Genomic DNA, 21,045 nt, shown 5'->3' on the forward strand with positions numbered 1-21,045 from the left:
GCGGGGCGTCAGTCCAGCGGGGTGTGGAAGGCGGTGGTGAAGCTGGCGCCGTTGGCGAGGCTGATCACGCCGGGTTCCGGGTTGGCGATGCCGCGGTTGAAGGCGCCGCCGTAGCCGTGGCCGATCATGAAGACGCCCCAGTTGACCACCACCGGCTCGGTACGGCCCGTCCCGTCGCCGACCGGGAAGCGCTCCACCACCGGCCGCACCCGCCGCTGCACCACGTACGGGCCGCCCGCGGCGGCGGCCACCTTGGCCCGCCACTCCGCCTCCCCGGTCTGCCAGCCGGGGAGGACGTCGAGTCCGCCGTGCCCGGCGGTGGCCTTGAGGGTGAACTCCTCGCGGTGGGCCAGCACGTACGGCAGCAGGTCGACCTGTTCGCCGTCGGCCTCGACCTTGCGGTCGGCGAGCATCCGCGTCCACGGCAACAGGCCGTCGACCAGGGCGAGTTCGGCGGCGTCGAAGGCCGGGCGGTGGCGTTCGTCGCTGACCAGCGCGAGGCAGCCCTTGGCGCCGTACAGCTCGGTCTCCAGGGTGGCGAACAGCGCGACCAGGCCCGCGTCGGCGGCGGCCAGGATCGGGGCGGCCAGCGCGGCGTCGGCCGGGTCGACCAGGTCCTCGCTGACGAACCAGCGGTGCACCAGGTCGATCCGCCGGCCGTGCACGTACACCCCGTCGGCGCGGGTCTCGACCTGGCCCGCGTGGCAGGGGACCGCCTCGATGCCCAGCGGGGCGAGCATCTCGGCCATCACCCGCAGCCGCGGCTCCAGGCTGGGGAAGCTGGTCGGCCAGTCCACCAGGGCGACCAGCGGGGCGGCGTCGAAGTCCAGCTCCGGGAACGCCTCGCGCCACATGGCGACCAGCAGGTGCAGGGTGTCGGCGTACTCCAGGCGGTGCTCGGCCGCGAAGCGGCGCAGCTGCTCGTCGCCGAGCATGGCCCGGTTGATCAGCGGGGTGTCGAAGCCGCCGAGCGGGCTGCCGACGTTCAGCTCCAGCAGCTTGAAGCCGCCGGCCTCCTGGTAGAGGTCGGAGCGGGCGATCCGCGGCACGGTGCGCGGCCTGCCGTCCGGGCGCAGCGAGGTGGCGATCTGGAGCGGCGACCAGCCGGCCGCCGCGGCGAACGCCCGGACGTCGCCGTCGAAGAGCCGGTGCGGCAGCGAGAGCAGCAGGTCGTAGAGGCCGCTGAGGCGGACGCCGATGTCGCGGGCGGTGGCGCCCTCCAGGAAGACCGGGCGGGTCAGGTAGTTGCCGCCCAGGGCCGCCCGCAGCGCGGTGTCCTCGGCGCAGCGCCGGGCCAGCGACTCGGCGCTCGGACGGCCGGCCAGGTAGGCGGCGGTCAGCGCGTTCTCGGCGACCGTGGGGGTGCTGGTGGCGGGGCGGGTCGGCGCGGGGCTGGTCATCGGGCTGCTCCTCGGCTGGCGGCGACGGGGGCGGGGACGGGTTCGGCGGGGACGGGCTGGGGGTCCGCAGCGGTGGGCGCGGGGACGGACGCGGGCGCGAGCGCGGGGACGGACGCGGGCGCGAGCGCGGGGACGGACGCGGGCGCGGGGACGGACGCGGGCGCGGGGTGCGGGCCGATGGCGGTGCGGCGGCGGGCGGCGAGGTGGCGCAGGGCGTGGTGGCCGACCAGGACGATCAGGGTGCCCAGCGTGATGCCGCTCAGCGAGAAGCCGCCCGTGACGCCGATCGAGACGCCGCCGATCCCGGCGACCACGCCCGCCGCGGTGGGGACCAAGTGGACGGGGTCGCCGAAGTCGACCCGGTTGCGGACCCAGATGTTCGCGCCGAGCAGGCCGATCATGCCGTAGAGGACCACGGTGATGCCGCCGAGCACCCCGCCGGGGGTGGCGGCGACGACCGCCCCGAACTTGGGGCACAGGCCGAGCAGGACGGCGGTGCCGGCGGCCACCCAGTACGCGGCGGTGGAGTAGACCCGGGTCGCGGCCATCACGCCGATGTTCTCGGCGAAGGTGGTGGTCGGGGCGGAGCCGGTGCCGGCCGCGACCGCCGTGGCCAGGCCGTCGGCGAACAGGGCGCGGCCGAGGCTGCCGTCCAGGTCGCTGCCGGTCATCTCGGCGACGGCCCGCACGTGGCCGGTGTTCTCGGCGACCAGGGCGATCACCGCGGGCAGCGCCAGCAGGATCGCGGAGAGCCGGAACTCCGGCGCGTGCGTGGAGGGCAGGCCGATCCAGTCGGCGTGCGCCACCGCGCCGAGGTCGACCCGGAAGTGGGTGGTGACCGTGCCGGTGGCGTCGGGGGCGGTGATCGGGCCGGTGGTGAGGTCCAGCAGCCAGGAGAGGGCGAAGCCGAAGACCAGGCCGACGAAGACCGAGATCCGCCCCCAGAAGCCGCGCAGCAGGACGCCGGAGGCGAGCACCACGGCCATCGTGGCCAGCGCCGTCCACTGGTCCTGCGGCCAGTAGATCCGGGCGACCACGGGGGCCAGGTTGAAGCCGATCAGCAGCACCACCGCCCCGGCCACCACCGGCGGGAAGAGCCGGTTGACGACGGCGCTGCCGGCCCGGTGCACGGCCAGGCCGACCAGGGCCAGCGCGATGCCGGACACCGCGACCGCGCCGGTGACGACGGCGCTGGAGCCGCCCGCCGCCCGGATCGCGGCGACCGCGCCCACGAACGAGGCGCTGGTGCCGAGGTAGCTGGGGATGCGGCCGCGCACCACCAGCAGGAAGAGCGCGGTGGCGATGCCGGACATCATGATGCCGAGGTTCGGGTCGAGGCCCATCACCAGCGGGAAGACGAAGGTGGCGCCGAACATCGCCACCACGTGCTGGGCGCCGAGGCCGACCGTCCGGGGCCAGCTGAGCCGCTGGTCGGGTCGGACGGCGGCGCCGGGGCGCGGTTCGCGGCCGTCGCCGTGCAACTCCCAGGTCAGGCCGAGCCGTTCACGCAGCACCGGACACCTCCGCGGACGCGGACGCGGCGGACTCCACGGACGCGACGGGCTCGACGGACGCGACGGGCTCGGCGGACGCGGCAGGCTCGACGGACGCGACGGGCTCGGCGGACTTCGCGGGCCGTCCGCCGAGCCCCTGCACCAGCAGCAGCGACAGCAGGCTGAACGCGGCCAGGAACACCCACGGCCACAGCGGGCCGCGCCCCAGCAGGGCGGTCAGGACCACCGGCGACACGGCGCCGCCGATCGTCCAGGAGAGTTGGAAGGCCGCCTGGTAGCGGCCCTGGATGTGCTCCTTGGCCATCGCCACGCTGAGCTCGTTGGACGGCGGGCCGCCGACCATCTCCGCCAGCGTGTAGACCAGCACGGCCAGCACCAGGCCCGCCTCGACCGCCCAGCCGGGCACCGCCGACAGCGCGCCGAACAGCCCGAACGCCACCGCGTTCAGGACCGCGGCCAGCGCCAGCACCCGTACGGGGTTGCGGTGTTCGCCCCAGCGGGCGACGGTGGTCTGGGCCAGCGCGACCAGGCCGGTGTTCAGCACGACCAGGGCGCCGACGATCCAGGCGGCGGCGTGCAGGGTCCCGGTGGCGTAGACGGCGAGCAGCACCGGCAGCACCATGGCGGCCAGCACGAAGCCCAGGTTGGCGGCGACCAGGCGCAGGTAGGGCAGGTCGCGCAGGACGTCCCGGTAGCTGCCGGCCGGGCGGTCGGCGGGGGCGGCGGCGCCGGCGGGGCGGGGCTGTTCGCCGGTCGGGCGCCAGGAGGAGATCAGCCAGGCGGCGAGCAGGAAGGTCGCGGTGTTGGCGACCACCACGGCCCGCAGGCCGGTGGTGCCGGCGAACTGGAGCAGCAGGGCGGCGACGGCCGCGCCGAAGCCCGCGCCGATGTTGCGCAGCGAGCTGGTGAGCGCGAACCAGCGCTGCCGCTCGCCCTCGCGGGCGGCCAGCACGACCAGCGGGCGGCTGGAGGTCCAGTAGATGTTCGAGCCGGTCTGCACGACCAGTTGGAACAGCACGATCATCCAGGCCTGGCGGCAGAACAGGAAGCCGAGGAAGCCGCCGGCCGACACCAGGTTGCCCACCGCGACCACGGCGCGCGGGCCGATCCGGTCCAGCAGCGGCCCGACCAGGGCGGGCACCGGCAGCGAGAGCAGGTGGCCCAGGGTCAGGGCCGCGCCGATCTCGACCAGCGGCAGGTCGGTGGTCCGGGTGAAGTAGACGACGGTGAAGGCGAGGACCAGTCCGTTGCCGAGGCTGTCGATGACGTTGGCCGCCAGGAACCGGCCGTTGCCGGTGAGGTCGGGCAGGCCGAGGAGGTGTCGCAGTCCGCGCGGCGGCTGCGGCGGCCGTGCAGACTGCGACGGCCGGGGTGCGCTGTTGTCCATGACTCTCCTGCGGGCGCGCGGCGGCCGCCCCGGTGGCGGCCGCCGCTTGGGGGTGGGGGCGTCAGTTTCCGTACGCCCGGGCGAACTTGCCGGTGATGTAGGGGCCGGAGCGGACCGGGGCGTGCCGCGGCGGGTTGTCCCGGTCGGTGCAGGTGGCGATGCACTCGATCAGGGCGTCGTAGTTCGGCTGGTGGAAGAACGGCACCGAGTAGCGCTCGTTGTGGGCCTCCTCGCGGGGCGGGTTGACCACCCGGTGCACGGTGCTGACCCAGGCGTCGTTGGTCCAGATCGCCATCAGGTCGCCGATGTTGACGATGAAGGAGCCCTCGACCACGGGGACGCCCAGCCAGCGGTCGCCGGTGCGGTCGAGCACCTGGAGGCCGCCGGTGCCGTTGTCCTGGTAGAGGATGGTGAGGCTGCCCCAGTCGCTGTGCTCGCCCTTGCGCAGCTGTCCGGGTGCGGGCGGGACGGGCTGCGCCGGGTAGTAGTTGGCGGTCAGGTTGGTCATGTGCTGGTCGATCTTGTCCTCGAACCAGTCCTCGGGCAGGCCGAGTCCGAGGGCGAACAGCCGCATCAGCTCGCCGGCCAGCCGCTCCATCTCGGCGTAGTAGCCGCGGTACGCGTCGGCGAAGCCCGGCAGGTCGGGCCACGGGTTGGGGGTGCGCAGCGCCGGGGCGGCGTCGGCGGGCAGGGCGCGGGCGCCCTCGGGTTCGCCGAGCCGGTTGACGGTGAAGGTCTCCGAGACGTCGGGGCGGGCCCGTTCGGTGGCCACCGAGGCGTCCGGGTTGGACGCGGCGAGGCTGCCGCTGCGGCCGAAGCCGCGCATCAGCGGGTCGGCGGGGTCGGCCAGGTGGGCGGCCTTGACCTCCGGCGGGAGCGCGAAGAACTCGCGGGTGGCGCGGTACATCTCGGTGATGGCCTGCTCGGGGACGCCGTGGCCGACGATGACCAGGAAGCCGCTGCTGCGGCAGGTCCGGTCGATGGCCGCGGCGACCTCGGCGCGGCGGCGGGGGTCGGTGCGGGCGCCGCTCAGGTCCATGACCGGCACGTAGCCGTCCACCAGGGTCACCGGGGTGCCCGTCGGGGCGGCGGTCGCTGCCAGGGTCGGCACGGTTCTCACCTCTCTGCTGGGGGCTGTCTGTTGTCTGCTGCTGTCGGTGGGGCGGCCGGGGCCGCGGTCGGCCGGGCCGGGGTCCGGGGTCGGTCAGGTGCCGGTCAGGTGCCGGTCAGGTGTCGTGCCGGGCGGGCACCGCCGTTTCGCGGACGGTGCTGCCGCAGCGGGTGCGCAGGACGACGGCCGGGACCTCGCCGGGGCGGGGCAGCCGCAGGGTGCGCTCCTCCGTCCAGCCGGCGAAGCGGAACTCGCCGCCGCCGAGGTGGACCAGGCCGAGCTCGGGTTCGCCGGGCGCGGTCAGGAACAGCCGGTCCGCGCGGAGCAGCACGGTGCTGGTCAGTCGGCGCTGGTGGCGCAGGAAGGCGCCGTCCGCCTCGTCCCGGTCGGTGAAGGACTCGGGGACGTCGAAGCGCAGGCCGTGGGCGGCCCGGGCGGCGGCGTCGAGCGGGGCCGGGGGTCGGGCCAGGATGCTCTCGGCCAGCACCTCGGGGGTGCGGAAGACGGGCGGGAAGAGGTCCAGCAGGGCGCGGTTGGGCAGCAGGTCGGCGACCAGGTGGACCGGGGTGCCGTCGGTGCCGGGGTGCAGCAGCCGGTGGCTGCGGCTGACGTCGCCGTACCAGAGGGTGCCCGGTGTCCACTGCTGCGGTTCGCCCTCGATGACCAGTCCGGCGCCGGGGCGGGCGGTGAGCGGCAGGTAGAGCCGGACGGTGCCCCAGGCCAGGCCGTTCTTGGTGTCGCGGTGCGGGGCGCCGCTGGCCCCGGGGGCGAGCGCCATCAGCCGGACGGCCCGTTTGGCGGCGGGCAGGGCGTCCAGCACCTCGGCGAGGTACGGGGCGCCGGCCAGCCACGGGGTGTCGGCGAAGTCGTCGCGGTCGGGGCCGCCGGCGTCGGTGCGCTCGGGGTCGCCGCCGATGCTGCGCAGCGGCAGGGTGCGCCACTGCTCGGGGACGGCGGTGAGGGCCTGGGCCGGGTAGCGCCGGCGGCGGTGCCAGTGGACCTGGCGCAGCGCCGCCAGCTCCGCGCCCAGCCGGACGACGTCGAAGTCGCCGTCCAGCCGGGCGGAGCGGGGCAGTCGGGAGAAGGCGGGGGTGGCCATGCGCTGCTGCACGGACTGCCTTTCTCGGTCGGTGGGTGGTGACGGCGGGTGGTGCTGCTGCGGTGCCGGTAGGGGGTGCCCGTGGTGGTGCCGCTGCGGTGCCGGTGGGGGTCCGTGGCGGTGTCCGGGGCCGGTCAGGCCCAGCGCGGCGGCGGGGGCCGCCAGCTGTCGCAGAGCGCGAGCAGGTCGCCGGCCTTGCGGACCGGGACCAGCGAGGCGCTCTCCTCGGGCCGCATGAACCCGGCCCGGGCGATGCCCCCGACCGTGTCGAGCAGGCCGTCCCAGTAGCCGTCGGTGTTCAGGACGGTGACCGGTTTGCCGTGGTGCCCGAGGATCAGCCAGGCCCAGACCTCGAAGAGCTCCTCGACGGTGCCCAGGCCGCCCGGCAGGGCGACGAAGCAGTCGCCGAGCCGGGCCATCAGGTCCTTGCGCTCGTGCATGGTGTCGACCACGTGCAGTTCGGTGAGGCCGAGGTGGGCGACCTCGGCGTCGTGCAGCGAGCGCGGGATGACGCCGGTGACCCGGCCGCCCGCCGCCATCGCGCTGTCGGCGACCACGCCCATCAGTCCGACGCTGCCGCCGCCGTAGACGATCTCGTGCCCGGCCTCGGCGAGTTCGCGGGCGAAGGCGGCGGCCTCCCGGGCGTACACCTCGTCCCGGCCCGCCGAGGAGCCGGCGTAGACGGTGACCCGCATCAGGGGCTGACCCGGCCGTAGGTCTCGAAGGCCGCGTGGGTGACCGGCATCAGGGCCTTCCAGGCGTCCTCCATCTGCTCGGCGACCAGCTCGATCTCGCGCTGCGGGTGCGAGGGGTAGGTGGCGTCGGCGCGGTTGGTGCGCAGGCTCAGGAAGTGCATCAGGCCGCGGGAGTTGCAGGTCGCGTACACCGAGGAGTAGGTGGCCACCGGCAGCACCATGCGGGCGATCTCGCGGGCGATGCCGGACTCCAGCATCGCGGTGTACTCCTCGTACGCCTTGGCGTAGACGGCGTGCGCGGAGGTGAGGATCTGCTCGTGGTCCTGGTCGGTGCCCGGGACGTACTGGTAGTGGCCGGGCTTGCCCTTCTGGCGCAGCAGGCGCTCGCCGTCCGGGACGTAGAAGACCGGACGCAGCTCCCGGTAGCGGGCGCTCTCCTCGTTGAACGACCAGGTGCGGTGGCGCATCAGGTGGCGGACGGTGAAGATCGGCGCGGTGATCAGGAAGGTCATGTAGTTGTGCTCGAAGGGGCTGCCGTGGCGGCTCTTCATCAGGTAGTTGAGGAGTCCGGCGCTGTAGCCCTCGCCCTTGTCCTCGATCTGGGCGTCCTCGCCGATGGTGGAGACCCGGGCGGCCCGGACGACGCCGGCGTCGCTGGCCCGGTGGTCGACCAGTTCGACGGAGATGTCGCTGCGCAGTTCGACGCCGGGGGCGGTGTCCAGGACGGAGCCCTGCTCGCTGACCAGCATGGTGGCGGTTCCTCTCGGTTCGGTCAGGTGGTGTGCCTGGTGCGCGTGGTGCGCGTGGTTCGGGTGGTTCGGGTGGTGCGCAGTGGGACGGGCAGTACGGGGCGGTACGGGTGGTGCGCCGGTCAGGCCGTGGCGGCGGCCAGCGGGACGGGGGCGGCCAGGAGCTGCTCGGCCAGGTCGAGCACGCCGGGGGTGAGCAGCCCGTGCTCGGCCGTCAACTCGCGCAGTGTCGCGGCGAGTTCGTCCCGGCGGTCGAACTCGCAGGTGAGCACGGTGTTGGCGTACGCCTGGCCGTCGATGTGGAACTCGCTGGCCCGGACCAGGTCGAGGCGTTCGCGCAGCAGCGCGGTGAGCGCGGGGGTGGCCCGGCGGATCGGCAGTTGCAGGGCGAGCCGGCGGCGGCGGCCGAAGCCGGGGGCCTGCTGCTCCCAGGTACCGAGCAGCAGCGAGAGCAGCGCGGCGTAGGTGTTGTCGCCGGAGGCCGCGATGGAGAGCGTGGTGGAGCCGGAGACCCGGGGGTTGATCTCGATGACCTGGTAGCCGCCGTCGGCGTGGATCATCTCGACCTCGATGGCGCCCTCGATCCCGAGGTCCTCGCACAGCCGCAGCAGCCGCTCGGCGACCGGCCGGAAGTCCCGGTCGGGGCCGGGGCGCGGCGCGGTGTAGCGGACGGTGTCGAAGACGAAGGACGGGGCGCCGCCGGTCGGCCCCTTCCAGATCAGCGGCTGGAGGGCGTAGTGCCCGGGCCGGCCGACCACCTCGACCGAGCAGAGTTCGCCGGTGACGCAGTGCTCCAGGACGGTGCTGCCGTCGTACGGGTCGGCGAGGTAGGCGCGCAGGGCCGCCCGGTCGGGCAGGAAGCGGATGCCGGTGGCGAGGCAGTCCCACAGCGGCTTGGAGAGCAGCGGGTAGCCGATCCGCTCGGCCTGCGCCAGCAGCAGGTCCTGGTAGGCCGGGGCCTGGACGCTGCGGCCGCGCAGCAGGTCGCCGTCGACCAGCAGCCCGTCGGGGGTGTCGAGGCCGTGGGCGGCGAGCAGCCGCTTGGTCTCCCACTTGTTGGCCAGCACGCAGGTGGCGTCCGGGCTGTGCATGACCATCGGGATGCCGCGGGCGGCGAGCTTCTCGCGCACCACGGCGTCACGCAGCGCGTTCTCGTCGGGTATGGAGAGCGAGACGACGCCGTCGGCGCCCCAGGCGGCGATCCGGTCGGCGATCTGCTCGCAGCTCAGGCCGGGCGGGAGCTTCTCGGACTCGCCGGGGAAGTCGTCCGGTCCGCACTCGCCGTCGGTGTGGAACAGCTTGAGGGTGAGGCCGGCCTCGGCGGCCGGTCCGGCCAGCTCCCGGACGTAGGGGTCGGTCTGCTGGATCTCGATGGAGCGCAGCAGCGCGATGCGGGCCATCTCAGGCCAGCTCGATGCGGACGGCGGCCAGGGCGTCGGCGGCGAGCCGGTTGACCTCCTCGGCCGTTTCGGCGGTCAGGATGAAGTGGCCGACCCGGGAGATGTTGTCCTGCGGGCGGGCGAGTTCCTTGCCGGGTTCGGCGTACAGCGCGGTGGCCACCGTGTGCGGGCCCTCGGGGAGGTGCTCGACGGAGCGCAGCACGCCGGCCGACGGCGGGGTGAGGAAGCGGATCGCGGCGGCCCGCCGGTGGGTGGGCAGCACGTCGGGGTGGTCGCCGAGCGCGGCCTGGAGGTAGGCGCGGGCCTCGCTGACGCCGGTCGCCTCCCGGACCAGCTTGACGATGTGGTCGCCCGGCGGGCGGGCGCCGACCTCGATGATCCGGGCGGTGTTGTCCTCCAGCAGCTTGAGCTCGGTGTGCGCGACGCCGTACCGGAAGCCCAGCGCGGCCAGGCCCTGTTCGACGGTGGCGAGCACCGCCTCGGTGGCCGCCTCGTCCAGCGCGGCGGGGACGGTGTGGCCGACCTCGGCGCGGGTGGCGTCGTCGGTGGTGAACTTCTCGGTGATCGCCAGGTGGTGGTACTTCTCCTCGAAGACCACCGTCTCGATGCTGAACTCCTTCCCGCCGATGTACTCCTGGATCAGCACGGTGGTCTCCAGCGGCGTGCCGTGCGGGAACTCCCGCGGCCAGCCCTGGGCGAACTCGACCGCCGCGGCCAGCTCCTGCTCGCCGCGCACCACCGAGACGCCGACCGAGCCGGCGTTCTCGCACGGCTTGACCACCACGGGGTAGTCGAGGCCGGTCCGGGCCAGCGCCTCGGCGGCCTCGGCGGGGCCGGCCACCACGGCCGTGCGCGGTGCGGGGACGCCGGCGGCGTCGAAGACCTGCGCCATCACCCGCTTGTTGCGGGCGGCGGCGGCCTTCTCCGGGTCGTGTCCGGGCAGGCCGAGTTCGGCGGCCACCCGGGTGACCAGCGGGGAGAAGAACTCCCAGCCGGTGACGACGCCGTCGACGCCCCGCTCGCGGGCGAAGGAGAGCAGGTCGCGGACGGCCGTCTCGGTGTCGCCGAGGTCGGTGAAGACCGTGCCGTCGATCCTCTCCTTCAGTTCGGGGCGGTAGTCGCGGTACAGCTCCTCGTGGGTGGCGACGTGCACCTCGACGCCCAACTCCCGCGCCGCGTCGAGCAGGTCACCACCGACCATGCCGTTCGCCTCGATCAGCAGCAGTTTCTTCATGGATGTCCTCCTGGACGGGCAGGCCGGAGCGGCGATGGGGGCAAGTGCTTTGAACATGTGGACAATTGACGGTGCATCAGGTGTTTCCGCATGTGAACGCGCGTAGATCGGCGTGCGGAAGTGTCGAACAACGGCACATCGGGCCGTTCCATTGGCTACGATCGGCCCTGGTCATGAGCGCGACGGTTCATGCCGCGCCGGGGGCGGCAGCTACACGGGGAGCTGGGATGTGCGGTGTGCCAGGAAGGTCGGGGACGTACTCGACGCTCCGGCAACCGGTCGTGCGCGTCCCGGCCGCGAGAGTTCCGGTTGCGGGAGTTCCGGCCGCGAGAGTCGCGGCCCCGAGAGTTCCGGCTGCGAGAGTTCCGGTCGTGAGCGTGCCGACCGTGAGCGTGCCGACCGTGCGCGTTCCGGTCCGATGTCGGCGTTCCTGTCCCGGGAGATCGGTCGACGGCGGCTGAGCCGTCGGCGGTGGGTCGCGTCCGCCGGTCCGGAGGTCAGTGACCGCCGGTGGGGGTGACGTCCCATTCCAGGTCCGCGACCACCCGGGTGCCGTGCCCGGTGCCGGGGTGCCCGGCGCCGGCTCCGACCGCCGCCACGCCGATCACGGCGGCGGCCGGCAGGAGGAGCAGGGCGATCCAGCGCCGCAGGTGGCTGGAGGCATGGCTGATCATCGGTCACATCCTTCTGACAGGTGGGTGGTTGCGGAGAACCCGTATCCGTCCGCACACACAATTCTTGGCCGACCGGCCGAGTCGAGCAAGCGATCAGCTGGCTCATGTTGATGAACAGCATGAACATGAGGGTGGTCATGAACACCGAACACCGGACCGGTGATCCCGGTCAGGAGGACGTCCCCCGGCTCAGCCCCGCCGCCGAGCGGCTCTACGTGCGCTCGCTGAGCAGTGGCGGCCTGCCCAACCCGGCGGTCGGCGGGGGCCCCGTCGGCCTCTCCGCCGCCTGCCTCTCCCCCGACGAACTGGCCGCCAGTGAGCAGCTGTTGCGGCTCGGGCTGCTCGCCGCAGACGCCGCCGAGCCCGCCCGCCTGGTCCCGGTGGACCCGCAGCTGGCCGCGGCCTCGGTGCGCCGCCGGGTGCGGCTGCAGTCCGCCCGGATCGAGGAGCACGGCTCGCGCCTGGTCGGGGAGTTGACCCGGCTCTCGCACCTCTACGACCAGGCGTCCGAGGAGGGCCCGCAGGCGGCGCCCGTGCAGGACCTGGTCGGCCTGGACATGATCACCTCGGCGATCGACGAGGCGATGCGCGACTGCACCGAGGAGGCGCTCACCGCCCAGCCCGGCAACGGCCGCCGGGCGGACGCGCTGGCCCGCGCGCTCGGCAAGGCCGAGGATCTGCTGGCCCGCGGCGCCCACCTGCGCACGCTCTACCAGCACCCGGCCCGGTTCAGCGAGCCGATCCGGGACTACGTGACCAAGGTGTCCTCGCTGGGCGCGGAGGTCCGCACCCTCGACGAGCTGCCCAAGCGGCTGATGATCTTCGACCGCAGGACGGCCTTCGTCTCGGCCGCCCAGGACAGCCGCCGCGCGGTGCTGGTCCGCCACCCCGCCCTGGTCGCCTACCTGACCGACACCTTCGAGCGCGACTGGCGGCGGGCCAGCCCGTACGACGTCCGCTACCGCGGCGGCTCGGCCGGACGAGGGCTGAACGAAGTCCAGCAGACCATCCTGCGGATGCTGGTGGACGGCGAACCGGACGACGCGATAGCCCGCCGGATGAGCCTCAACGTCCGCACCTGCCGGGCCCACATCGCCAAGATCCTCAAGGCGTACGACGCCCAGAGCCGGGTCCAGATGGCCTACCAGCTGGGCCGTTCCGAGGCACTGTCCGGCGACGGCCTGCGGGGCGGGGTGCCGAGCGGCGCGCCGAGCGGGGCGGCCTGAACGCCCCCCGGCGACACGGGATTCCGGCCGCTCGGCGTCAGCTGCGGACGCGCAGGCGTTCGCCCTGCGGGCCGAACATCACCAGGTACTCGACCGGGCGGTCCGGGGCGGCGTTGGCGACCCCGTGCGGGGTGCGGGTGTCGAACTCGGCGACCTCCCCGGCGGCCAGCACCAGCTCGCGGTCGCCGAGGGTCAGCCGGAGCCGCCCGGAGAGCACGCAGAGCCACTCGTGGCCGGGGTGGGAGACCTGGCGCGGCCGGGGCGGGGGCCCGTCGGCGGCGGTGGTGTCGGCGGCGGCAGTGGTGTCGGTGGGGGCGGCGGTGTCGGTGGCGGCGGCGGCCGTGGCGGGCAGGACGTGCTTGTGCGCGTGCAGGCCGCCGACGTAGCGGGTCAGCGGGAGCACCGCCTTGTCGTCCGCGCCCCGCAGCGGTGCCGGTCGCGCGGGCGCGGTGCCGGCCAGTTCGTCGAGCGGGACGCGGTACTCCCGGGCCAGCAGGAGCAGCACCTCCAGGGTGGGGTGGCGGTGGCCGTTCTCCATCCGGGACAGCGTGCTGGGGGTGAGGCCGGTGGCCCGGCACACCTCGCCGAGGCCGCGGCCGTCGCGGGCCCGGGCGGCGCGCAGGCGCGGGCCCATGGTGGCCAGCAGGTGCGCCACCTCCTCGCTGCCGGTCATCCCGGGCCCTCCCCTCAGCTGCGGCGTTGCCGATCCGGCAAGGGTAGTCGCCCGGGCGGGGCGGGGCGGCGCATGATCGACCCGTTCCCGGCGCCGGGGCGTTCCCGCCGCCGTCCGGCCCCTTGGCCGGTCCCCCGTCCAGCCCCTTGGAGGAGCCGTCATGTCCGTACCGCAGGAGACCGCCGGGTCCGGCCCGGCCGCCGGGGCCCGGCACCGCACCGTCGCCGGGCCCGCGGGGCCGCTGCACCTGGTGGAGCAGGGGGACGGGCCGCTGGTGCTGCTGGTGCACGGGTTCCCGGAGTCCTGGTACTCGTGGCGGCACCAGCTGCCGGCGCTCGCCGCGGCGGGGTACCGGGCGGTGGCGCCGGACGTGCGCGGGTACGGGCGGTCGTGCCGGCCGGACGATCCGGCGGCGTACCGGATGCGGGAGCTGGTGGCGGACAACCTGGCGCTGGTGCGGGAGTCGGGCGCGGGGACGGCGGTGGTGGTCGGGCACGACTGGGGGTCGAACATCGCGGCCGCGTCCGCCCTGCTGCACCCGGAGGTGTTCCGCGCGGTGGGCCTGCTGAGCGTGCCGTACGCCCCGCCGGGCGGGCCGCGGCCGGGCGAGGTGTTCGCCGGGATGGGCGGGCCGGAGGAGTTCTACGTCTCGTACTTCCAGCGTCCGGGCCGGGCGGAGGCGGAGATCGAGCCGGACGTCCGGGGCTGGCTGGCCGGGTTCTTCGCCGCGCTGTCCGCCGACACCATGCCCGGCCCGGACGCGCAGGACCCGCACTTCGTCTCCCGGGCCCCGGGCGGGACGCTGCGCGAGCGCTTCCCGCGCGGGGTGCGGCCGTCCTGGCTGTCGGAGGCCGATCTCGACTTCTACGCGGGCGAGTTCGAGCGCACCGGCCTGACCGGCGCGCTGAACCGCTACCGGAACATGGACCGGGACTGGGCGGAGCTGGCGCCCTTGGCCGGGCGTCCGCTAGAGCAGCCCGCGCTGTTCGTCGGCGGGACGCGGGACGCCTCGACCACCTGGATGGCGGAGGCGATCGACGCCTTCCCGGCCACGCTGCCCGGGCTGGTCTCCGCCCACCTGCTGGAGGGCTGCGGCCACTGGGTGCAGCAGGAGCGCGCCGAGGAGGTCAACGGGCTGCTGACCTCCTGGCTCGACTCCCTGCCGTCGAACTGACGGACAGTCAGGACCGCTGCCCGGAGGACTCCTTGGCGACGTGCGGCGGCGGAACGGGCGCAGGTCCAGCAGGGGCCGGGCGGTGCGCGGTTCGACGGTGGTGAAGGCGGCGAGGGCGAGGGCGGCGGCGCCGGGCAGGTCGAAGCGTCCGGGGGCGGTGAGGTGGCGGACGGTGAGCCGGGCGGCGACGGCGGCGATCGGCAGGTCGACCAGGAAGATCGAGCGCCGGCCGAACTGCCGGGTGAGCAGCCCGCCGAGCACCGGCCCGGGCAACCTGCGCGCCGTGGTGATCACCCGCAGCGCGCGGGAGCCGTACGCCCACCTGACCACCGGGGTGGCGGCGCTGCCGGGGGTGCAGCACCTGGAGACCGCGCCGACCATCCGGATCGTCGAGGGCCCGGGCCCGCTGCCGCCGGCCTCCCCGCGCGACATCTGACGTACCGTCAGTACGTGCGCGGGGAGGGCGGGTCGGGCTTCCTCAGCTGCGCAGGAACTCGCGGTTCAGGCGGGCGATGCCGGACAGCGGGATGCCCTTGGGGCAGGCGGTGGCGCACTCGCCGGTGTTGGTGCAGCCGCCGAAGCCCTCGTCGTCCATGGTCTCCACCATGTTCCGCACCCGGGAGGCGCGTTCGGGGGCGCCCTGCGGGAGGACGTTGAGGTGGACCACCTTGGCGGCGGTGAACAGCATCGCGGAGCCGTTGGGGCAGGCGGCGACGCAGGCCCCGCAGCCGATGCACTCGGCGTGCTCGAAGGCCAGGTCGGCGGCCTCCTTGGGGACGGCCGTGGCGTGCGCCTCGGGGGCGGATCCGGTGGAGGCGGTGATGTAGCCGCCGGAGCCGATGATCCGGTCGAACGCGGAGCGGTCGACCACCAGGTCGCGGACCACGGGGAACGCGCCGGCCCGCCAGGGTTCGACGTCGATGGTGTCGCCGTCGTCGAAGTGCCGCATGTGCAGCTGGCAGGTGGTGGTGCGTTCGGGGCCGTGGGCCTGGCCGTTGATGACCATGCCGCAGGCGCCGCAGATGCCTTCGCGGCAGTCGTGGTCGAAGGCGACCGGGCGTTCGCCGCGCAGGATCAGTTCCTCGTTGAGGGTGTCGAGCATCTCCAGGAAGGACATGTCCGCGCTGATGCCGGAGACCCGGTACTCGGTCATCTCGCCCGGGGTGTCCGGGCCTTGCTGGCGCCAGATGCGCAGGGTGAGGTTCACGCGTAGCTCCGTTGGGTGGGGTGGACGTGCTCGAAGACGAGCTGTTCCTTGTGCAGGACGGGGGCGGTGCCGGTGCCGGTGAACTCCCAGGCGGCGGCGTAGCCGAACTCCTCGTCGCGGCGGGCGGCCTCGCCCTCGGGGGTGGCGGACTCGGTGCGGAAGTGGCCGCCGCAGGACTCGGCGCGGTGCAGCGCGTCCAGGCACATGAGTTCGGCGAGTTCGAAGTAGTCGACCAGCCGGTTGGCCTTCTCCAGGGCCTGGTTGAGCTCCTCGCCGGTGCCGGGCACCTTGATCCGGCGCCAGAACTCGTCCCGGATCTCCGGGATGCGCTCCAGCGCGCGGCGCAGTCCGGCCTCGTCGCGGGCCATGCCGCACTCCTCCCAGAGGAGTTCGCCGAGTTCGCGGTGGAACGAGTCGGGGGTGCGGTCGCCGTCGACGGCCAGGATCAGGTTCAGCCGGTCGGCGGACTCGGCCTCCACGGCGGCGAGTTCGGGGTGGTCGGCGGGGACGGCGAGGAGCTTGGTGCGGCCGAGGTAGTCGTTGAGGGTGGGCGGCAGCACGAAGTAGCCGTCGGCCAGGCCCTGCATCAGGGCGCTGGCGCCGAGCCGGTTGGCGCCGTGGTCGGAGAAGTTGGCCTCGCCGATCGCGAACAGGCCGGGGACGGTGGTCTGGAGGTCGTAGTCGACCCAGAGGCCGCCCATCGTGTAGTGGATGGCGGGGTAGATCCGCATCGGGACGGTGTACGGGTCCTCGGCGGTGATCCGCTCGTACATCTCGAACAGGTTGCCGTACTTGGCCTCGACGGCGTCCCGGCCGAGCCGGGCGACGGCGTCGGCGAAGTCCAGGTAGACGCCCTGCCCGCCGGGGCCGACGCCGCGGCCCTCGTCGCAGACCACCTTGGCGGCCCGGGAGGCGATGTCGCGCGGCACCAGGTTGCCGAACGCCGGGTAGATCCGCTCCAGGTAGTAGTCGCGCTCGTCCTCGGGGATCTGCCCGGGCGGGCGGGTGTCACCCTTCGCCTTCGGCACCCAGATTCGGCCGTCGTTGCGCAGCGACTCGCTCATCAGGGTGAGCTTGGACTGGTGGTCGCCGGAGCGCGGGATGCAGGTCGGGTGGATCTGGGTGAAGCACGGGTTGGCGAACAGGGCGCCGCGCCGGTGGGCGCGCCAGATCGCCGTCGCGTTGGAGTTCTTGGCGTTGGTGGAGAGGTAGAAGACGTTGCCGTAGCCGCCGGTGGCGAGCACCACGGCGTCCGCGGTGTACGAGCGGATCTCGCCGGTGACCAGGTCGCGGGCGACGATGCCGCGGGCCCGGCCGTCGACCACCAGCAGGTCGAGCATCTCGGTGCGCGGGTGCATCTCGACGTTCCCGGCGGCGATCTGCCGGGACAGCGCCTGGTAGGCGCCGAGCAGCAGCTGCTGGCCGGTCTGGCCGCGGGCGTAGAAGGTGCGGGAGACCTGGACGCCGCCGAAGGAGCGGGTGTCGAGCAGGCCGCCGTACTCGCGGGCGAACGGGACGCCCTGGGCCACGCACTGGTCGATGATCTCCACCGAGACCTCGGCGAGGCGGTGCACGTTGGACTCGCGGGCCCGGAAGTCGCCGCCCTTGACGGTGTCGTAGAACAGCCGGCGCACCGAGTCGCCGTCGTTGCGGTAGTTCTTGGCCGCGTTGATGCCGCCCTGCGCGGCGATCGAGTGGGCCCGCCGCGGGGAGTCCTGGAAGCAGAACTGGACGACGTGGTAGCCCTGTTCGGCCAGGGTGGCGCCGGCCGCGCCGCCGGCCAGGCCGGTGCCGACCACGATCACGGTGTGCTTGCGGCGGTTGGCCGGGTTGACCAGCTTGGCCTCGAACCGCCGCCGCTCCCAGCGCTGTTCGATCGGCCCGCCCGGGGCGGTGGTGTCGGCGACCGGGTCGCCGAGGGTGTAGTCGAGGTAGCTCATGGCCGGACTCCCGGTGGGGTGTGGAGGGTTCATCGGACCAGTCCGGCCATCACGGCCACCGGCACCGACAGGAACCCGGCGGTCAGCAGCAGCGCCAGCGCGTTCGCGCCGAGCTTGAGCGCCCGGTCGCGGCGCGGGTTGTTGACGCCCAGGGTCTGCGCGGCGCTCCAGAAGCCGTGCCGCACGTGCAGGCCGAGCGCCAGCATCGCCAGGCAGTAGATGACGCCCGAGTACCAGGTCGAGAACGAGGCCACGACGTTCTGGTACGGGTGGCCCTCCTCGGCGGCCGGGTTCACCGTGAGGGTGGTCAGGTCGAGGATGTGCCAGACGATGAACAGCCCGAGGATCACCCCGCCCCAGCGCATCGTCCGGGTCGCGTAGGTGGATCGCTGCCGCCGGTGCGCGTACTTGACCGGGCGGGCCTTCAGGTCGCGGCGGGAGAGCTGGTAGGCGGCGGTGCCGTGCGCGACCACGGCCGCCACCAGGACGAGGCGGGCCAGCCAGAGGAACCAGCCGTAGTGCAGCAGCGGCTCGCCGAGGGTGCGCAGCCAGTGCGCGTACCCGTTGATGTCGTCCGGGCCGAAGAAGATCTTGAGGTTGCCGAGCATGTGGGCGACCAGGTACGCCAGCATCACCAGGCCGCTGACCGCCATCACGGCCTTCTTGCCGACGGAGCTGCGCCAGAGCGCCGCCAGGGAGGACGGGTGCCGGCCGGGGGCGGCGGCCGGGGCCGTCCGGTTCGCCCGGTTCGTCCGGGTAGCAGAAGCCATGACCATGACCGTAAGCCGGGCGTTGCCGAATGTCCAAGACATGCAAACGCGTCTCACGATAGGCATTGCCTATGATGGCCGGTGTGCAGTTGCAGCAGCTCGCCTACTTCGTCGCGGTCGCCGACGCCCGGCACTTCACCCGGGCCGCCGAGCTGAGCCACGTCTCGCAGCCCTCGCTCTCCCAGCAGGTCCGCGCCCTGGAGCGGGAGCTGGGCGCCGAGCTGTTCCACCGCTCGCGCTCCGGGACGACCCTGACCGACGCCGGGCAGGCCCTGCTGCCGCTGGCCCGGCGCATCCTCGCGGACGCCGACAGCGCCCGGCGGGCCGTCGCCGAGACGGTGCAGCTGCGCCGGGGCCGGGTCCGCTTCGGCGCCCCGCCCTCGCTCTGCGCCAGCCTGGTCCCGGAGGTGCTGCGCGCGTACCGGGCCCGGCACCCCGGCGTCGACCTGCACCTCACCGAGGGCGGCTCCCGGGACCTGGTCCGCGACCTGGAGGCCGGCGAGCTGGACCTCGCGCTGGTCATCACCCCGGCCTCCGCGCCGCCCGCCCCGCTCGCCGTCACCCCGCTGCTGCACGAGGACCTGGTGCTGGTCTCGGCCGACCCGCTCTCCCGCGGCCGGGCCCGGATCACCGACCTGCGCGGCCGGGGCCTGGTGATGTTCCGCGAGGGCTACGACCTGCGCGAGACCACCCTCGCGGCCTGCCGCGCCGCCGGGTTCGAACCGGTCTACGCCGTCGAGGGCGGCGAGATGGACGCCGTCCTGGCCGCCGTCCGGGCCGGCCTGGGCCCCGCGGTCGTCCCCGGCATGGTCGCCGCCAGCGCCAACCTCCCCACCACCCCCTTCGCCCCGCCCGGCCTCGGCCGCACCATCGCCGTCGCGTACGGCCGCGACCTCCCGCTGACCCGCGCCGCGGGCGCCTTCCGCGATACCCTGCTCGCCCACCTCCACGAGGCCGACCGCACCGACTCCCTCCCGCCCGGCACCCGGCTGCTGCCCTGACCGCCGCGGCCGGGCCCCCGCCGCGGACCGCCGCCGGGGCTGCCCGTAGGGTGGGTGCACGGAACATCGGTGCGACGAGGGGTGGTCCGGGTGTCCGGAAGCGTGGTGGCGGTCAGCAGCAACGGGGAGTACGCGTTCACGAAGCCGAACCGGGACGGCATCCGCCTGCTGGCGGGTCTCGGGGTCGAGGGGGACGTGCACGCGGGGGTGACGGTCAGACACCGCTCCCGGGTGGCGCAGGACCCGACCCAGCCGAACCTGCGGCAGGTGCACCTGATGCACGCCGAACTGTTCGAGGAGCTGGCGCGGGCCGGATTCACCGTCGGGCCCGGGCAGTTGGGCGAGAACGTCACCACCCGGGGCGTGGACCTGCTGGGCCTCCCCGTCGGGGCGCTGCTGCGGCTCGGCGCCGAGGCGGTGGTCGAGGTGACCGGGCTGCGCAACCCGTGCGGGCAGATCGACGCCTTCCGGCACGGCCTGCTCAAGCAGGTGGTGGGGCGGGACGAGACCGGGGCGGTGGTCCGCAAGGCGGGCGTCATGGGCGTGGTCCGCTCCGGCGGCGAGATCCGCCCCGGCGACGGCGTCACCGTCACGCTGCCGCCCGGGCCGCACCGCCCGCTCGAACGCGTCTGAGTCCGGGTCCGGGTCCCAGTCCGGGTCCGGGTCTGAGCCCGGGTCCGGGTCCGAGGAGGGCCTGGCCCCGGCCGGTCACTCGAAGAACTTCAGGCTCCAGCCGGTGTCGGCGGTGGGGCCGGGGACGTTGGCGCGGCGGTAGGTGGTGCCGCCCCACCAGGCGAACGTGCCGGTGTACCAGGACCGGTTGGCCCAGGAGTAGGGCGTGCCCTTGGGGACGGCGTGGAACATCAGGGGGAAGGTCGGCCCGGCGGGCGGGCTGGTGTTGATGTCGCCGTTCAGCAGGACGAAGGTGTGGTGGCCGGGGCCGTCGACGTACAGGGTCGGGTCCCAGCCGGACATCATCGTCTCGCGGTGGGAGCCGAACAGGCAGCCGTTGGACTTGTACCAGTCCCACACGTACGTCGGGTCGCCGCCGGCCCGCAGCCGCAGGTCGGCCAGGCAGTACTGGTCGCTCCAGCTGCCGTTGGCGGAGTACGTGACGTGCAGTTGCCCGTCGGGGTCCTTGATCGCCTCGGGCGCCTCGTTGATGAACGGGTTGCCGACCACCCGCTCCCAGCTCTCCCGGGGCTGGGAGATGACGTGGCGGGCGCCGGTCGGCGCGGTCGGGGTGTTCATCCGGGCGATGTAGAGGTTCTGCTCGACGTTGGTGTCGCCGGCCCAGCCGGACCAGACGAACCAGCGCTGCCCGTTGAAGGTGAACAGGGTGCCGTCGATGGCCCACTTGTCGTCCGGCAGGGCCAGTTTCGTCTCGGCGCCGTAGCCGCTGTCGGGGCTGGCGGAGCTGATGGCGTACATCCGGTGGGCCGCGCCGCGGCCGGCCGAGAAGTAGATGTAGTAGCGGCCGCCGTCCACCACGATCTCCGGCGCCCACACCTCGCCGCGCCCGGCGGTGTCCGACCAGACCTGCCGGGCGGGCGCCGAGGCCAGCGCGGCCGTCGAGGCGGCCTGCCGGACGGCGATGCCCGCGCCGGTGGACTGCACCGCGACGTACGTGCCGCCGACCCGCAGCACGCTGGGGTCCGCGGCCCGCAGGCCGGTCTGGGCCGCTTCGGCCGGGGCGGTGACCGCGGTGGACAGCGCGGCGGCGAGGACGGCGGACAGGGTGAGGGCGAGGGCGCCGGACAGGCGGCGGGAAGGCTTCATGGTGTCCCGATC

20 protein-coding genes are annotated in these 21,045 nt (G+C 74.1%); 5 read left to right on the forward strand and 15 right to left on the reverse strand.

What is annotated here, in order from left to right:
- Positions 1-8: 8 nt before the first annotated feature.
- The 10 genes from K353_RS34130 to K353_RS34135 form a co-directional block, all read right to left on the reverse strand.
- Positions 9-1,400 carry a hypothetical protein gene (locus K353_RS34130; protein WP_111551633.1) on the reverse strand — a complete coding sequence of 464 codons (1,392 nt, stop codon included), beginning with the start codon at positions 1,398-1,400 and terminating at the stop codon, positions 9-11.
- Positions 1,397-2,914, reverse strand: a complete 1,518-nt coding sequence (locus K353_RS01115) for a uracil-xanthine permease family protein (RefSeq protein WP_111551634.1) — start codon at positions 2,912-2,914, stop codon at positions 1,397-1,399. Before K353_RS01115 ends, K353_RS34130 begins: the two co-directional genes overlap by 4 nt.
- The gene (locus tag K353_RS01120) at positions 2,904-4,301 is read right to left on the reverse strand and encodes an MFS transporter (protein WP_111551635.1); all 1,398 of its coding nucleotides are present in this window, start codon (positions 4,299-4,301) and stop codon (positions 2,904-2,906) included. Before K353_RS01120 ends, K353_RS01115 begins: the two co-directional genes overlap by 11 nt.
- A 61-nt stretch (positions 4,302-4,362) precedes the next feature.
- Positions 4,363-5,412 carry an isopenicillin N synthase family oxygenase gene (locus K353_RS01125; protein WP_233533282.1) on the reverse strand — a complete coding sequence of 350 codons (1,050 nt, stop codon included), beginning with the start codon at positions 5,410-5,412 and terminating at the stop codon, positions 4,363-4,365.
- Between the two features lie 115 nt (positions 5,413-5,527).
- A complete protein-coding gene (locus K353_RS01130; RefSeq protein WP_111551636.1) occupies positions 5,528-6,523 on the reverse strand; it encodes an aspartyl/asparaginyl beta-hydroxylase domain-containing protein in 996 nt (331 codons plus the stop codon).
- 122 nt (positions 6,524-6,645) lie between these two features.
- A complete protein-coding gene (locus tag K353_RS01135; protein ID WP_111551637.1) occupies positions 6,646-7,206 on the reverse strand; it encodes a TIGR00730 family Rossman fold protein in 561 nt (186 codons plus the stop codon).
- On the reverse strand, positions 7,206-7,955 hold the full coding sequence (gene thyX / locus K353_RS01140; protein WP_100838921.1) for an FAD-dependent thymidylate synthase: 750 nt from the start codon (positions 7,953-7,955) through the stop codon (positions 7,206-7,208). The genes K353_RS01135 and thyX overlap by 1 nt, the downstream gene beginning before the upstream one ends.
- 122 nt (positions 7,956-8,077) lie before the next feature.
- Positions 8,078-9,355 carry an acetyl-CoA carboxylase biotin carboxylase subunit family protein gene (locus tag K353_RS01145; RefSeq protein ID WP_111551638.1) on the reverse strand — a complete coding sequence of 426 codons (1,278 nt, stop codon included), beginning with the start codon at positions 9,353-9,355 and terminating at the stop codon, positions 8,078-8,080.
- Between the two features lies 1 nt (position 9,356).
- Positions 9,357-10,589 (reverse strand): ATP-grasp domain-containing protein, encoded by a 1,233-nt coding sequence (locus K353_RS01150; RefSeq protein ID WP_111551639.1) that lies wholly within the window; start codon positions 10,587-10,589, stop codon positions 9,357-9,359.
- A gap of 497 nt (positions 10,590-11,086) precedes the next feature.
- On the reverse strand, positions 11,087-11,263 hold the full coding sequence (locus K353_RS34135) for a hypothetical protein (protein WP_158585306.1): 177 nt from the start codon (positions 11,261-11,263) through the stop codon (positions 11,087-11,089).
- A gap of 137 nt (positions 11,264-11,400) precedes the next feature.
- Between K353_RS34135 and K353_RS01155 the strand changes: the two genes are divergently transcribed.
- Complete coding sequence (locus tag K353_RS01155) at positions 11,401-12,489, forward strand: LuxR C-terminal-related transcriptional regulator (protein WP_111551640.1); 1,089 nt, start codon at positions 11,401-11,403, stop codon at positions 12,487-12,489.
- 37 nt (positions 12,490-12,526) lie between these two features.
- Here the strand turns inward: K353_RS01155 and K353_RS01160 are convergent, their stop codons facing one another.
- Positions 12,527-13,162, reverse strand: a complete 636-nt coding sequence (locus K353_RS01160) for a helix-turn-helix domain-containing protein (RefSeq protein ID WP_111551641.1) — start codon at positions 13,160-13,162, stop codon at positions 12,527-12,529.
- A 160-nt stretch (positions 13,163-13,322) separates the two neighbouring features.
- Here K353_RS01160 and K353_RS01165 point away from each other — a divergent pair, with 160 nt between their 5' ends.
- Entirely contained in the window at positions 13,323-14,336 is a 1,014-nt protein-coding gene (locus K353_RS01165) for an alpha/beta fold hydrolase (RefSeq protein WP_111551642.1), read from the forward strand.
- Between the two features lie 172 nt (positions 14,337-14,508).
- Positions 14,509-14,772: a hypothetical protein gene (locus tag K353_RS01175; protein ID WP_199527939.1), complete on the forward strand. Its 264-nt coding sequence runs from the start codon at positions 14,509-14,511 to the stop codon at positions 14,770-14,772.
- Between the two features lie 42 nt (positions 14,773-14,814).
- Here the strand turns inward: K353_RS01175 and K353_RS01180 are convergent, their stop codons facing one another.
- Genes K353_RS01180 through K353_RS01190 form a run of 3 tightly spaced genes read right to left on the reverse strand, consistent with a single transcriptional unit; the run spans position 14,815 to position 18,253 of the window.
- Positions 14,815-15,543 carry a succinate dehydrogenase/fumarate reductase iron-sulfur subunit gene (locus K353_RS01180; RefSeq protein ID WP_111551643.1) on the reverse strand — a complete coding sequence of 243 codons (729 nt, stop codon included), beginning with the start codon at positions 15,541-15,543 and terminating at the stop codon, positions 14,815-14,817.
- Positions 15,540-17,483 carry a fumarate reductase/succinate dehydrogenase flavoprotein subunit gene (locus K353_RS01185; protein WP_111551644.1) on the reverse strand — a complete coding sequence of 648 codons (1,944 nt, stop codon included), beginning with the start codon at positions 17,481-17,483 and terminating at the stop codon, positions 15,540-15,542. The genes K353_RS01180 and K353_RS01185 overlap by 4 nt, the downstream gene beginning before the upstream one ends.
- Positions 17,484-17,512: 29 nt before the next feature.
- Positions 17,513-18,253 carry a succinate dehydrogenase cytochrome b subunit gene (locus K353_RS01190; protein ID WP_111551645.1) on the reverse strand — a complete coding sequence of 247 codons (741 nt, stop codon included), beginning with the start codon at positions 18,251-18,253 and terminating at the stop codon, positions 17,513-17,515.
- An 83-nt stretch (positions 18,254-18,336) separates the two neighbouring features.
- Here K353_RS01190 and K353_RS01195 point away from each other — a divergent pair, with 83 nt between their 5' ends.
- Positions 18,337-19,254 carry a LysR family transcriptional regulator gene (locus K353_RS01195; protein WP_111551844.1) on the forward strand — a complete coding sequence of 306 codons (918 nt, stop codon included), beginning with the start codon at positions 18,337-18,339 and terminating at the stop codon, positions 19,252-19,254.
- 102 nt (positions 19,255-19,356) lie between these two features.
- Complete coding sequence (locus tag K353_RS01200; RefSeq protein ID WP_111551845.1) at positions 19,357-19,887, forward strand: MOSC domain-containing protein; 531 nt, start codon at positions 19,357-19,359, stop codon at positions 19,885-19,887.
- Between the two features lie 75 nt (positions 19,888-19,962).
- Here K353_RS01200 and K353_RS01205 read toward each other — a convergent pair whose 3' ends face one another.
- Positions 19,963-21,033 (reverse strand): glycoside hydrolase family 43 protein, encoded by a 1,071-nt coding sequence (locus K353_RS01205; protein WP_111551646.1) that lies wholly within the window; start codon positions 21,031-21,033, stop codon positions 19,963-19,965.
- Positions 21,034-21,045 lie beyond the last annotated feature (12 nt).

It is taken from the genome of Kitasatospora sp. SolWspMP-SS2h (assembly GCF_003259315.1).
Taxonomy (GTDB): Bacteria; Actinomycetota; Actinomycetes; order Streptomycetales; family Streptomycetaceae; genus Kitasatospora; species Kitasatospora fiedleri.